This window comes from Anoxybacillus sp. J5B_2022 (assembly GCF_026847645.1).
GTDB lineage: Bacteria > Bacillota > Bacilli > Bacillales > Anoxybacillaceae > Anoxybacteroides.
Genome location: NZ_JAPSMC010000016.1, coordinates 15,659 through 28,182, shown reverse-complemented (window position 1 = coordinate 28,182; position 12,524 = coordinate 15,659). Strand labels below are relative to the sequence as shown.

The 12,524-nt window shown below is 43.8% G+C and carries 22 protein-coding genes; all 22 read left to right on the top strand.

The window, feature by feature from the left end:
* The first annotated feature begins 111 nt into the window (after positions 1 to 111).
* Entirely contained in the window at positions 112 to 2,190 is a 2,079-nt protein-coding gene (fusA, locus tag M4I42_RS06660; protein ID WP_183185504.1) for an elongation factor G, read from the top strand.
* Between the two features lie 132 nt (positions 2,191 to 2,322).
* Complete coding sequence (gene tuf, locus M4I42_RS06655; RefSeq protein ID WP_268851432.1) at positions 2,323 to 3,510, top strand: elongation factor Tu; 1,188 nt, start codon at positions 2,323 to 2,325, stop codon at positions 3,508 to 3,510.
* A 276-nt stretch (positions 3,511 to 3,786) separates the two neighbouring features.
* Positions 3,787 to 4,095 (top strand): 30S ribosomal protein S10, encoded by a 309-nt coding sequence (rpsJ, locus tag M4I42_RS06650; protein WP_003247558.1) that lies wholly within the window; start codon positions 3,787 to 3,789, stop codon positions 4,093 to 4,095.
* A 32-nt stretch (positions 4,096 to 4,127) separates the two neighbouring features.
* A complete protein-coding gene (rplC, locus tag M4I42_RS06645; RefSeq protein WP_066322070.1) occupies positions 4,128 to 4,763 on the top strand; it encodes a 50S ribosomal protein L3 in 636 nt (211 codons plus the stop codon).
* Positions 4,764 to 4,790: 27 nt separating this feature from the next.
* Positions 4,791 to 5,414, top strand: a complete 624-nt coding sequence (rplD, locus tag M4I42_RS06640; RefSeq protein ID WP_268851431.1) for a 50S ribosomal protein L4 — start codon at positions 4,791 to 4,793, stop codon at positions 5,412 to 5,414.
* Entirely contained in the window at positions 5,414 to 5,701 is a 288-nt protein-coding gene (gene rplW / locus M4I42_RS06635) for a 50S ribosomal protein L23 (protein ID WP_268851430.1), read from the top strand. Before rplD ends, rplW begins: the two co-directional genes overlap by 1 nt.
* Positions 5,702 to 5,728: 27 nt before the next feature.
* The gene (gene rplB / locus M4I42_RS06630) at positions 5,729 to 6,559 is read left to right on the top strand and encodes a 50S ribosomal protein L2 (RefSeq protein ID WP_183185508.1); all 831 of its coding nucleotides are present in this window, start codon (positions 5,729 to 5,731) and stop codon (positions 6,557 to 6,559) included.
* A gap of 57 nt (positions 6,560 to 6,616) precedes the next feature.
* On the top strand, positions 6,617 to 6,895 hold the full coding sequence (gene rpsS, locus M4I42_RS06625; protein WP_003397663.1) for a 30S ribosomal protein S19: 279 nt from the start codon (positions 6,617 to 6,619) through the stop codon (positions 6,893 to 6,895).
* A 20-nt stretch (positions 6,896 to 6,915) separates the two neighbouring features.
* Positions 6,916 to 7,257, top strand: a complete 342-nt coding sequence (rplV, locus tag M4I42_RS06620) for a 50S ribosomal protein L22 (RefSeq protein WP_066322065.1) — start codon at positions 6,916 to 6,918, stop codon at positions 7,255 to 7,257.
* Between the two features lie 3 nt (positions 7,258 to 7,260).
* Positions 7,261 to 7,917, top strand: a complete 657-nt coding sequence (gene rpsC / locus M4I42_RS06615; RefSeq protein ID WP_066322063.1) for a 30S ribosomal protein S3 — start codon at positions 7,261 to 7,263, stop codon at positions 7,915 to 7,917.
* A 2-nt stretch (positions 7,918 to 7,919) separates the two neighbouring features.
* On the top strand, positions 7,920 to 8,354 hold the full coding sequence (gene rplP, locus M4I42_RS06610; protein ID WP_066322060.1) for a 50S ribosomal protein L16: 435 nt from the start codon (positions 7,920 to 7,922) through the stop codon (positions 8,352 to 8,354).
* Positions 8,344 to 8,544: a 50S ribosomal protein L29 gene (gene rpmC / locus M4I42_RS06605; protein WP_268851429.1), complete on the top strand. Its 201-nt coding sequence runs from the start codon at positions 8,344 to 8,346 to the stop codon at positions 8,542 to 8,544. The genes rplP and rpmC overlap by 11 nt, the downstream gene beginning before the upstream one ends.
* A gap of 25 nt (positions 8,545 to 8,569) precedes the next feature.
* The gene (gene rpsQ / locus M4I42_RS06600) at positions 8,570 to 8,833 is read left to right on the top strand and encodes a 30S ribosomal protein S17 (protein WP_003397674.1); all 264 of its coding nucleotides are present in this window, start codon (positions 8,570 to 8,572) and stop codon (positions 8,831 to 8,833) included.
* Between the two features lie 48 nt (positions 8,834 to 8,881).
* Complete coding sequence (gene rplN, locus M4I42_RS06595) at positions 8,882 to 9,250, top strand: 50S ribosomal protein L14 (RefSeq protein ID WP_066322058.1); 369 nt, start codon at positions 8,882 to 8,884, stop codon at positions 9,248 to 9,250.
* A 37-nt stretch (positions 9,251 to 9,287) separates the two neighbouring features.
* The gene (gene rplX / locus M4I42_RS06590; protein WP_066322055.1) at positions 9,288 to 9,599 is read left to right on the top strand and encodes a 50S ribosomal protein L24; all 312 of its coding nucleotides are present in this window, start codon (positions 9,288 to 9,290) and stop codon (positions 9,597 to 9,599) included.
* 27 nt (positions 9,600 to 9,626) lie between these two features.
* A complete protein-coding gene (rplE, locus tag M4I42_RS06585) occupies positions 9,627 to 10,166 on the top strand; it encodes a 50S ribosomal protein L5 (protein WP_268851428.1) in 540 nt (179 codons plus the stop codon).
* Positions 10,167 to 10,199: 33 nt separating this feature from the next.
* Complete coding sequence (gene rpsN, locus M4I42_RS06580; protein WP_003397678.1) at positions 10,200 to 10,385, top strand: 30S ribosomal protein S14; 186 nt, start codon at positions 10,200 to 10,202, stop codon at positions 10,383 to 10,385.
* 33 nt (positions 10,386 to 10,418) lie between these two features.
* Positions 10,419 to 10,817 carry a 30S ribosomal protein S8 gene (rpsH, locus tag M4I42_RS06575; RefSeq protein ID WP_183255665.1) on the top strand — a complete coding sequence of 133 codons (399 nt, stop codon included), beginning with the start codon at positions 10,419 to 10,421 and terminating at the stop codon, positions 10,815 to 10,817.
* Positions 10,818 to 10,847: 30 nt separating this feature from the next.
* Positions 10,848 to 11,387, top strand: a complete 540-nt coding sequence (rplF, locus tag M4I42_RS06570) for a 50S ribosomal protein L6 (protein WP_268851427.1) — start codon at positions 10,848 to 10,850, stop codon at positions 11,385 to 11,387.
* Positions 11,388 to 11,419: 32 nt separating this feature from the next.
* Entirely contained in the window at positions 11,420 to 11,782 is a 363-nt protein-coding gene (gene rplR, locus M4I42_RS06565; RefSeq protein ID WP_268851426.1) for a 50S ribosomal protein L18, read from the top strand.
* 19 nt (positions 11,783 to 11,801) lie between these two features.
* Positions 11,802 to 12,302 (top strand): 30S ribosomal protein S5, encoded by a 501-nt coding sequence (gene rpsE / locus M4I42_RS06560; RefSeq protein ID WP_066322042.1) that lies wholly within the window; start codon positions 11,802 to 11,804, stop codon positions 12,300 to 12,302.
* Positions 12,303 to 12,315: 13 nt separating this feature from the next.
* Entirely contained in the window at positions 12,316 to 12,504 is a 189-nt protein-coding gene (gene rpmD / locus M4I42_RS06555) for a 50S ribosomal protein L30 (protein ID WP_183255659.1), read from the top strand.
* The last annotated feature ends 20 nt before the right edge of the window (positions 12,505 to 12,524 follow it).

Here is a 12,524-nt window from a genome sequence, read left to right as displayed (position 1 = left end):
AGGAAATAGGTGAAGGCGGTGGGGCTTCCTGCTGCATGCTCACCTATATTCCTATATTTGCAACCTTTTATCAAACACGATATTTACCTAAAGGAAGGAGAAAAAACCAAGATGGCAAGAGAGTTCTCCTTAGAAAACACTCGCAATATTGGTATCATGGCCCATATTGATGCCGGTAAAACAACAACAACGGAACGTATCCTTTTCTACACAGGACGCGTTCATAAAATCGGTGAAGTCCATGAAGGTGCTGCGACGATGGACTGGATGGAGCAAGAACAAGAGCGCGGGATTACGATCACGTCTGCGGCAACAACAGCGCAATGGAAAGGTCACCGTATTAACATCATCGACACACCAGGACACGTAGACTTCACTGTAGAAGTGGAGCGCTCATTGCGCGTTTTAGACGGTGCGGTAGCGGTACTTGACGCGCAATCTGGGGTAGAGCCGCAAACAGAAACAGTATGGCGTCAAGCGACTACATACGGTGTTCCGCGTATCGTATTCGTCAACAAAATGGATAAGATCGGTGCAGACTTCCTATATTCTGTAAAAACGCTTCATGATCGTTTGCAAGCGAATGCGCACCCGGTTCAATTGCCAATCGGTGCAGAAGATCAATTCTCCGGCATCATTGACCTTGTCGAAATGTGTGCGTATCACTATCATGATGAATTAGGGAAAAACATTGAACGCATCGAAATTCCAGAAGATTATCGCGATATGGCGGAAGAATATCGCGGCAAATTAATCGAAGCAGTTGCAGAGCTTGATGAAGAATTAATGATGAAGTATCTAGAAGGGGAAGAAATTACAAAAGAAGAGCTTAAAGCAGCGATTCGTAAAGCGACAGTTTCTGTTGAATTCTTCCCAGTATTCTGCGGTTCTGCGTTTAAAAACAAAGGTGTTCAATTAATGCTTGACGGCGTCGTCGACTACTTACCTTCTCCAGTAGACATCCCTGCGATTAAAGGGGTTGTTCCAGATACAGAAGAAGAAACAGTACGTGAATCTCGTGACGATGCTCCGTTTGCAGCACTAGCGTTCAAAATTATGACAGACCCTTACGTTGGTAAGTTGACGTTCTTCCGCGTTTATTCCGGTACGTTAGATTCGGGTTCATACGTGTTGAACTCAACAAAACGCAAACGTGAACGGATCGGTCGTATTTTGCAAATGCACGCCAACCACCGTCAAGAAATTTCAAAAGTTTATGCTGGTGATATCGCAGCAGCGGTAGGGTTAAAAGATACAACGACTGGTGACACATTGTGCGATGAAAAAGCTCCTGTCATCCTAGAGTCGATGACATTCCCAGAGCCAGTTATCCAAATCGCAATTGAGCCGAAGTCAAAAGCGGACCAAGACAAAATGAGCACAGCGTTGCAAAAACTTCAAGAAGAAGACCCAACATTCCGCGCATGGACAGACCAAGAAACAGGTCAAACGATCATCGCGGGAATGGGCGAGCTTCACCTTGACATTATCGTTGACCGTATGCGTCGCGAATTTAAAGTCGAAGCAAACGTTGGTGCTCCACAAGTAGCATACCGCGAAACATTCCGTAAATCGGCGCAAGTCGAAGGTAAATTCGTGCGTCAATCTGGTGGTCGCGGTCAATACGGTCACGTTTGGATCGAATTCTCGCCAAATGAAGAAGGAAAAGGATTTGAATTTGAGAACGCGATCGTCGGTGGGGTTGTTCCAAGAGAATACATCCCAGCGATTCAAGCAGGTCTTGAAGATGCGATGCAAAATGGGGTTCTGGCTGGATATCCAGTTGTCGATATTAAAGCAAAACTATTCGATGGTTCTTACCACGATGTCGACTCAAGTGAAATGGCGTTCAAAATTGCTGCTTCGCTTGCATTGAAAAACGCGGCAACAAAATGTGATCCAGTATTGCTCGAACCAATTATGAGAGTCGAAGTCATCGTTCCTGAAGAATATTTAGGTGACATTATGGGTGACATCACATCTCGTCGCGGCCGCGTAGAAGGTATGGAAGCACGCGGTAACGCTCAAGTTGTTCGCGCGATGGTTCCACTGTCTGAAATGTTTGGATATGCAACGTCATTGCGTTCCAACACACAAGGTCGCGGAACATTCACCATGGTGTTCGACCATTATGAAGAAGTTCCGAAGAGCATCGCTGAGGAAATCATCAAAAAAAATAAAGGTGAATAATTGATTTTCCAGCGCTGTTCAAGTATAAATACTTATGTAAGACTTGGAAGCGGACATGCTTGCATGTGCGTTTCCAAGCATCCTATATACTTAATCTAAATATGAAATTTATATTTAAGGAGGATATTTCTAATGGCTAAAGCGAAATTCGAACGCACGAAACCACACGTTAACATTGGTACAATTGGCCACGTTGACCACGGTAAAACAACTTTAACAGCAGCAATCACAACAGTTCTTGCAAAACAAGGGAAAGCAGAAGCGCGTGCTTATGACCAAATCGACGCTGCTCCAGAAGAGCGTGAGCGCGGGATCACAATCTCAACTGCACACGTTGAGTATGAAACTGACGCTCGCCACTATGCACACGTTGACTGCCCAGGCCACGCTGACTACGTGAAAAACATGATCACTGGTGCAGCACAAATGGACGGCGCGATCCTTGTAGTATCTGCAGCTGACGGTCCAATGCCGCAAACTCGCGAGCACATTCTTCTTTCTCGTCAAGTAGGTGTACCATACATCGTTGTATTCTTAAACAAATGCGATATGGTAGACGACGAAGAACTATTAGAGCTTGTTGAAATGGAAGTTCGTGACCTATTGTCTGAATACGACTTCCCTGGCGACGAAGTTCCTGTTATCAAAGGTTCTGCATTAAAAGCACTTGAAGGCGACGCTGAGTGGGAAGCAAAAATCATCGAGCTTATGAACGCTGTTGACGAGTACATTCCAACTCCACAACGCGAAGTTGACAAACCGTTCATGATGCCGGTTGAAGACGTATTCTCTATCACTGGTCGCGGTACAGTTGCAACTGGTCGTGTTGAGCGCGGCGTATTAAAAGTTGGTGACGCAGTTGAGATCATCGGTCTTTCTGAAGAGCCAAAAGCTACAACTGTTACAGGTGTAGAAATGTTCCGTAAACTTCTTGACCAAGCAGAAGCTGGTGACAACATCGGTGCACTTCTTCGCGGGGTATCTCGTGACGAAGTACAACGTGGTCAAGTACTTGCAAAACCAGGTACAATCACACCACACACAAAATTCAAAGCGGAAGTTTACGTATTGTCAAAAGAAGAAGGTGGACGTCATACTCCATTCTTCTCTAACTATCGTCCACAATTCTACTTCCGTACAACGGACGTAACAGGGATCATCACTCTTCCAGAAGGCGTAGAGATGGTAATGCCTGGCGACAACGTTGAAATGACAGTAGAACTAATCGCGCCAATCGCGATCGAAGAAGGTACAAAATTCTCGATCCGTGAAGGCGGTCGTACAGTAGGCGCTGGCGTTGTATCTTCTATCATCGAGTAATGAAAGTAAGCAGGTTTGCCCAGGCAAACCTGCTTTTTAGCGTTTTTGCGGGCGGTTGAAACATCGTGGACAGGTGTGTATAATAAAAGAAGTGTGCAAGTATCCGATATTTTACTTGCATTTTGCTTTTCATATCTGTATAATGTTTAATGTTGGTCTTTGACTGCGATGAAGTGGAAGGTTGCTGACACACCCGGCCGCTTTGCCATGGCGAGTGTGAGGAAATTTCCACGGAGAATGTCTATTTTAAAAATAGGCGAAGAAGGAGGGAAAATAATGGCAAAAGAAAAAATTCGTATCCGTTTAAAAGCTTACGATCATCGAATCCTCGATCAATCTGCTGAAAAAATCGTAGAAACAGCAAAACGTTCTGGTGCAAAAGTATCTGGACCGATCCCATTACCAACGGAAAGAACTGTTTATACGATTTTGCGCGCTGTTCACAAGTATAAAGATTCTCGTGAACAATTCGAAATGCGTACACATAAACGCTTGATCGATATCGTAAACCCAACTCCGCAAACAGTGGACTCACTTATGCGTCTTGATTTGCCATCTGGTGTCGATATTGAAATTAAGCTTTAATTGTCAAAATGAACTTATAGGAGGTGTGACGAATGACCAAAGGAATCTTAGGTAGAAAAATCGGGATGACGCAAGTATTCGCGGAAAACGGTGACTTAATTCCTGTAACGGTAATTGAAGCGACTCCGAACGTCGTGCTTCAAAAGAAAACGGTCGAAAACGACGGTTATGAAGCGATTCAATTAGGGTTTGAAGATAAACGTGAAAAATTAGCAAACAAACCGGAAAAAGGACATGCAGCGAAAGCGAATACTGCGCCTAAGCGCTTCATTCGTGAAATCCGCGGTGCAAATGTAGCGGAATATGAAGTTGGTCAGGAAGTCAAAGTTGATATTTTCGCTGAAGGCGATATCGTTGATGTAACAGGAGTTTCAAAAGGTAAAGGATTCCAAGGTGCAATCAAACGCCATGGCCAATCTCGTGGACCAATGGCACACGGTTCACGTTACCATCGTCGTCCTGGTTCGATGGGTCCAATCGCGCCAAACCGAGTATTCAAATCGAAAGAATTGCCAGGTCGTATGGGTGGCGAACGCGTAACGGTGCAAAACTTAAAAATCGTGAAAGTTGATACGGAACGCAACTTGCTTCTTATCAAAGGAAACGTACCAGGTCCAAACAAAGGGCTTGTAGTCATTAAAAGTGCGGTTAAAGCGAAAGTGAAATAACTTTGTTAAGAAAGGAGGAACTATCCAATGCCAAAAGTAGCATTGTACAACCAAAACGGAGCGACTGTCGGAGAAATCGAATTAAATGATTCCGTATTTGGTATTGAGCCAAACAAACATGTGTTATTTGAAGCAGTGATTATGCAACGTGCTTCTTTGCGTCAAGGAACGCACAAAACGAAAAATCGCGCTGAAGTAAGCGGCGGTGGCCGTAAACCATGGCGTCAAAAAGGTACTGGCCGTGCGCGCCAAGGTTCGATTCGCTCTCCACAATGGCGTGGTGGTGGTACGGTATTCGGTCCGGTTCCGCGCAGCTACAGCTATAAATTACCGAAAAAAGTGCGCCGTTTAGCGATTAAATCGGCGTTATCTTCCAAAGTGCTTGAAAACAACATCGTTGTATTAGACAACTTAGCGCTTGAAGCGCCAAAAACGAAAGAAATGGTGAAAATTTTAAATAATCTTTCTGTTGACCGCAAAGCGCTTATCGTTACAGCAGATCTCAACGAAAACATCTTATTATCTGCGCGTAACATTCCAGGTGTAACAGTCGTTACAGCGAACGGAATTAACGTTCTTGATGTGTTAAACCACGATAAGCTTGTCATCACAAAAGCTGCCGTGGAAAAAGTAGAGGAGGTGCTTGCATAATGAAAGATCCTCGCGATATTATTAAGCGCCCCGTTATCACTGAAAACTCAATGAATTTAGTTGCGCAAAAAAAATACACATTTGAAGTTGATGTGAAAGCGAACAAAACGGAAGTAAAAGACGCTGTAGAAGCGATCTTCGGTGTGAAAGTTGAAAAGGTCAACATCATGAACTATAAAGGTAAATTCAAGCGTGTCGGCCGTTATAGCGGACTTACAAACCGTCGTCGCAAAGCGATTGTGACATTAACGCCAGACAGCAAAGAGATCGAGCTATTTGAAGTATAAGTTTAAAAGTGAAGGAGGGAAACCGACATGGCGATTAAAAAATATAAACCAACGTCAAACGGTCGCCGTGGCATGACAGTTCTTGATTTCTCAGAAATCACAACTGACAAGCCAGAGAAATCATTGCTTGCGCCTTTAAAGAAAAAAGGTGGTCGTAACAACCAAGGTAAATTGACAGTTCGTCACCAAGGTGGCGGTCATAAACGTCAATATCGGATCATCGATTTCAAACGCGACAAAGATGGCATTCCAGGACGCGTTGCTACAATCGAGTACGATCCAAACCGTTCTGCGAACATCGCGTTAATTCATTATGCGGACGGTGAAAAACGCTACATCATCGCTCCGAAAAACTTAGAAGTCGGCATGGAAATCATGTCTGGTCCAGATGCGGACATTAAAGTAGGTAACGCATTACCGCTTGCTAACATTCCAGTTGGTACGTTAGTACACAACATTGAATTAAAACCAGGCAAAGGTGGACAGCTTGTTCGTTCTGCTGGTACATCTGCGCAAGTGCTTGGTAAAGAAGGAAAATACGTACTTGTTCGTTTAGCTTCCGGCGAAGTTCGCATGATTTTGGCAACTTGCCGTGCGACAGTCGGTCAAGTAGGTAACGAACAACATGAACTTGTTAATATCGGTAAAGCTGGACGCGCTCGCTGGTTAGGCATTCGTCCAACGGTTCGCGGTTCAGTTATGAACCCAGTCGATCACCCACACGGTGGTGGTGAAGGTAAAGCACCAATCGGACGCAAGTCGCCAATGACTCCATGGGGCAAACCAACGCTTGGATTCAAAACGCGCAAAAAGAAAAACAAATCGGATAAATTTATCGTACGTCGTCGTAAAAAATAACGGGGTTGAACTACGGTTCTTAAGAACCGTAGAACAATCACGAAGGGAGGTTCATTTATGGGTCGCAGCTTAAAAAAAGGTCCTTTCTGTGATGATCATTTAATGAAAAAAATCGAGAAATTAAATGAGACAGGACAAAAACAAGTAATTAAAACATGGTCTCGTCGTTCAACCATTTTCCCACAATTCATCGGACATACAATCGCTGTGTATGATGGACGCAAACATGTGCCAGTGTACATCACAGAGGATATGGTAGGACATAAGCTTGGCGAATTTGCGCCAACTCGCACATACAAAGGCCATGCTGCTGATGACAAGAAGACAAGACGTTAATATGAGAGGAGGCTTTCATTATGCAAGCTAAAGCTGTTGCTAGAACGGTTCGTATTGCTCCTCGTAAAGCTCGCTTAGTGATTGATTTAATTCGAGGAAAGCAAGTAGGTGAAGCAGTAGCCATTCTTCGCCACACACCAAAAGCTGCTTCTCCAATTATCGAGAAGGTATTAAAATCAGCCGTTGCAAACGCAGAACATAACTACGATATGGATGTTAACAATTTAGTGATTACAGAAGCATACGTGGACGAGGGTCCAACGTTGAAACGTTTCCGTCCGCGCGCAATGGGACGTGCAAGCGCGATTAACAAACGCACAAGCCATATTACAATCGTTGTTTCAGAAAAGAAGGAGGGATAATCAGTGGGTCAAAAGGTAAATCCAGTCGGTCTCCGCATTGGTATTATCCGTGATTGGGAATCAAGATGGTATGCGGAAAAAGATTACGCAGACCTTTTACATGAAGACCTTAAAGTACGTGAGTACATTACGAAACGCTTGAGCGATGCAGCAGTTTCACGCGTAGAAATCGAACGTGCAGCAAATCGCGTGAACATCACGATTCATACTGCAAAACCAGGAATGGTTATCGGTAAAGGCGGTACAGAAGTTGAAGCGCTTCGTAAAGCTCTTAGCCAATTAACTGGTAAACGCGTACACATCAACATTTTAGAAATTAAAAAACCAGACTTAGACGCAAAATTAGTTGCCGAAAACATTGCGCGTCAAATTGAAAACCGCGTATCGTTCCGTCGTGCGCAAAAACAAGCGATTCAACGCACAATGCGCGCAGGAGCAAAAGGAATTAAAACGATGGTATCTGGTCGTCTAGGCGGTGCGGACATCGCTCGCTCTGAACATTATAGTGAAGGAACAGTTCCACTCCACACGCTTCGCGCTGACATCGATTATGCAACTGCAGAAGCAGACACAACATACGGAAAAATCGGTGTGAAAGTATGGATTTATCGTGGAGAGGTCCTTCCGACGAAAAAGAAAACTGAGGAAGGAGGAAATTAATCATGTTAATGCCAAAACGCGTAAAATTCCGTCGTGAACATCGTGGACGCATGAAAGGTCGTGCAAAAGGCGGTACGGAAGTACATTTCGGTGAATACGGCTTACAAGCATTAGAATCTGCTTGGATCACGAACCGCCAAATCGAGGCTGCTCGTCGTGCGATGACTCGTTACATGAGACGTGGCGGTAAAGTATGGATTAAAATTTTCCCTTCAAAACCTTACACGGCAAAACCGTTAGAAGTGCGGATGGGTTCCGGTAAAGGGGCGCCTGAAGGTTGGGTAGCGGTTGTAAAACCTGGTAAAGTAATGTTTGAAATCGCGGGTGTTTCTGAAGAAGTAGCACGTGAAGCATTGCGTCTTGCTTCTCACAAACTTCCGATCAAATGCAAGTTCGTAAAACGTGAAGAAATTGGTGGTGAATCTAATGAAAGCTAAAGAAATCCGTGACCTTACCACTGCCGAGATTGAACAAAAAATTAAATCCTTAAAAGAAGAGTTGTTTAACCTTCGCTTCCAATTAGCAACAGGCCAATTGGAAAACACAGCGCGCATTCGTGAAGTGCGCAAAGCTATCGCACGCATGAAAACTGTTATTCGCGAAAGAGAGATCGCTGCTAATAAATAATTGAAATCGAGGGGAGGTTCGCACAATGAGTGAACGCAACAATCGTAAAGTTCTCGTCGGCCGTGTTGTTTCCGATAAAATGGATAAAACAATTACGGTTCTTGTAGAAACTTATAAAAAGCATCCTCTTTACGGCAAGCGCGTAAAGTATTCGAAAAAATATAAAGCACATGACGAAAACAACGTAGCAAAAGTTGGCGACATCGTGAAAATCATGGAAACTCGCCCGCTTTCTGCAACAAAACGTTTCCGTCTTGTGGAAGTAGTCGAAAAAGCTGTTATTGTTTAATGAATATGTTCGGGATGATAGATACAAATCCGAAAGGAGGTTTCGTCAATGATTCAACAAGAAACTCGTATGAAAGTTGCTGATAACTCTGGTGCACGTGAAGTGCTTGTGATTAAAGTGCTAGGTGGTTCCGGTCGTCGCTATGCGAACATCGGCGATGTTGTGGTTGTGACAGTTAAGGACGCAACACCAGGTGGCGTTGTTAAAAAAGGTCAAGTAGTAAAAGCGGTCGTTGTCCGCACAAAACGCGGTGTACGTCGTTCAGACGGTTCTTACATCCGCTTTGACGAGAATGCATGCGTCATTATCCGTGACGATAAGAGCCCACGCGGAACTCGTATTTTTGGACCTGTTGCGCGTGAATTGCGTGAAAAAGACTTTATGAAAATCGTTTCTTTAGCTCCAGAAGTAATTTAATGAAAAGGGAAAGCCTTTCAAGGAGGTGCGAACTGCGATGCATGTAAAAAAAGGTGATAAAGTACAAGTAATCTCTGGGAAAGACAAAGGGAAACAAGGAGTTATTCTTGCAGCGTTCCCTAAGCAAAACCGAGTGCTTGTCGAAGGTGTGAACATCGTTAAAAAACACGCAAAACCATCTCAAGCAAATCCTCAAGGCGGTATCATTAGCAAAGAGGCGCCAATTCACGTTTCGAACGTAATGCCTTTAGACCCTAAAACAGGAACGCCAACTCGCGTAGGATATAAAGTAGTAGATGGTAAAAAAGTACGTTACGCGAAAAAATCTGGTGAAATTTTAGATAAATAATCGTGATGTGAGAAAGGAGGTACTTACATGAACCGCCTAAAAGAAAAATATGTAAAAGAAGTTACTCCTGCTCTCATGAGCAAGTTTAACTATAAATCCGTAATGCAAGTTCCAAAAATCGAAAAAATCGTCATCAACATGGGTGTTGGTGATGCGGTCCAAAACGCTAAAGCGTTGGACAGCGCTGTTGAAGAATTAGCGCTAATCTCTGGTCAAAAACCAGTGGTTACTCGCGCGAAAAAATCAATCGCTGGCTTCCGTCTTCGTGAGGGTATGCCAATCGGTGCGAAAGTAACATTGCGTGGAGAGCGCATGTATGAGTTTTTAGATAAATTAATTTCTGTTTCGCTTCCGCGCGTTCGTGACTTCCGCGGTGTATCGAAAAAAGCGTTCGATGGCCGTGGGAACTATACGTTAGGGATTAAAGAACAATTAATTTTCCCTGAAATTGACTACGATAAAGTCAACAAAGTTCGCGGTATGGACATCGTAATCGTAACAACAGCGAAAACAGACGAAGAAGCTCGTGAGTTATTAACGTTGCTTGGTATGCCGTTCCAAAAATAATGATCCCATTCGTAAAAAGAGGGAGGCGAAAACGTGGCTAAGAAGTCAATGATCGCGAAACAAAAACGCACGCCAAAGTTTAAAGTACAAGCGTACACTCGTTGCGAACGTTGCGGACGCCCGCACTCTGTGTATCGCAAATTTAAACTTTGCCGTATTTGTTTCCGTGAATTAGCGTATAAAGGTCAAATTCCTGGTGTGAAAAAAGCAAGCTGGTAATCAACCCGTGAATTGGGAAGGAGGTAAAACATAATGGTGATGACAGATCCAATTGCAGATATGCTAACTCGCATTCGTAATGCGAACATGGTACGTCACGAGAAACTAGAAGTTCCGGCTTCTAAAATGAAAAGAGAAATCGCAGAAATTTTAAAACGTGAAGGTTTCATTCGTGATGTCGAATACATTGAAGACAACAAACAAGGTATTCTCCGTATTTTCTTGAAATACGGTCCGAATAACGAGCGCGTGATTACTGGTCTTAAACGCATTAGCAAACCTGGTTTGCGCGTATATGCGAAAGCCCATGAAGTACCTCGCGTATTGAACGGTTTAGGTATTGCAATTCTTTCTACGTCTCAAGGGATTTTAACGGACAAAGAAGCGCGTCAAAAAGGAACTGGCGGCGAAGTGTTAGCATACATTTGGTAATTAGTCTTTTCAAGAATGGAGGTGTCAAGTATGTCACGTGTTGGTAAAAAACCAATTGAAATTCCGGCTGGTGTCACAGTCACAATCAACGGCAACACAGTTACAGTAAAAGGACCGAAAGGCGAATTGACTCGCACTTTCCATCCGGACATGACGATTACGTTAGAAGGTAACACTTTAACGGTTACTCGCCCAAGCGATGAAAAAGAGCATCGTACGCTTCACGGTACGACTCGCAGCTTGCTTGCAAACATGGTGGAAGGTGTTTCGAAAGGATACGAGAGAGGTCTTGAATTAGTAGGGGTCGGTTACCGTGCTTCAAAACAAGGGAAAAAACTTGTGCTTAGCGTCGGTTACTCTCATCCAGTAGAAATTGAACCAGAAGAAGGTCTTGAAATCGAAGTTCCTTCACAAACAAAAATTATCGTTAAAGGTGCGGACAAACAACGCGTTGGTGAATTAGCAGCGAATATTCGTGCGGTACGTGCGCCAGAGCCATATAAAGGAAAAGGGATTCGTTACGAAGGTGAAGTTGTACGTCGCAAAGAGGGTAAAACAGGTAAAAAATAATGCTGCTTAGGTAAATGAAAGGAGTGACGGAAATGATCACTAAGCTTGATAAAAACGCAGTTCGGAAAAAAAGACACGCTCGTGTACGTCGAAAAGTATTTGGAACTGCAGAACGTCCACGCTTAAATGTGTTCCGTTCGAACAAGCACATTTACGCGCAAATTATTGATGATGTTAAAGCAGTGACGATTGTTAGTGCGTCAACGTTAGATAAAGAATTCAACTTAGAATCGACTGGAAACGTAGAAGCAGCTCAAAAAGTAGGCGAATTAGTTGCAAAGCGCGCATTAGAAAAAGGAATTAAAAGCGTCGTATTTGACCGCGGCGGATACTTATATCACGGACGTGTAAAAGCACTTGCAGACGCTGCTCGTGAAGCTGGTCTAGAATTCTAATTATAAAGGAGGGACAAAGATGCGTCGCATTGATCCAAACAAACTTGAACTTGAAGAACGCGTTGTTGCCGTTAACCGCGTAGCAAAAGTAGTAAAAGGTGGACGTCGATTCCGTTTCGCTGCTCTAGTCGTTGTTGGAGACAAGAACGGTCATGTCGGATTTGGAACAGGAAAAGCTCAAGAAGTTCCAGATGCAATTCGCAAAGCAATTGAAGATGCTAAGAAAAATTTAATTACTGTACCAATCGTTGGCACAACAATCCCTCATGAAGTGATCGGACACTTCGGTGCAGGCGAAATCATCTTAAAGCCAGCTTCTGAAGGTACAGGGGTTATCGCCGGTGGTCCTGCTCGTGCCGTATTAGAGTTGGCAGGCGTCAGCGACATTTTATCAAAATCGATCGGTTCGAACACACCAATCAACATGGTACGCGCAACAATCGACGGCTTAAAGCAATTGAAACGTGCAGAAGACGTAGCAAAATTGCGCGGTAAAACAGTTGAGGAACTGTTAGGATAAGGAGGGAAATACAATGGCGAAAAAATTAGCGATTACCCTCACTCGCAGCGTGATTGGTCGTCCGGAAGATCAACGCGTAACGGTTAAAACGTTAGGATTACGGAAATTGCATCAAACAGTTGTTCACAACGACAACCCAGCCATTCGCGGAATGATTAATAAAGTGGCTCATCTTGTAAAAGTTCAAGAATTAGAACAATAATGGATATAAGGAGGTGCCTC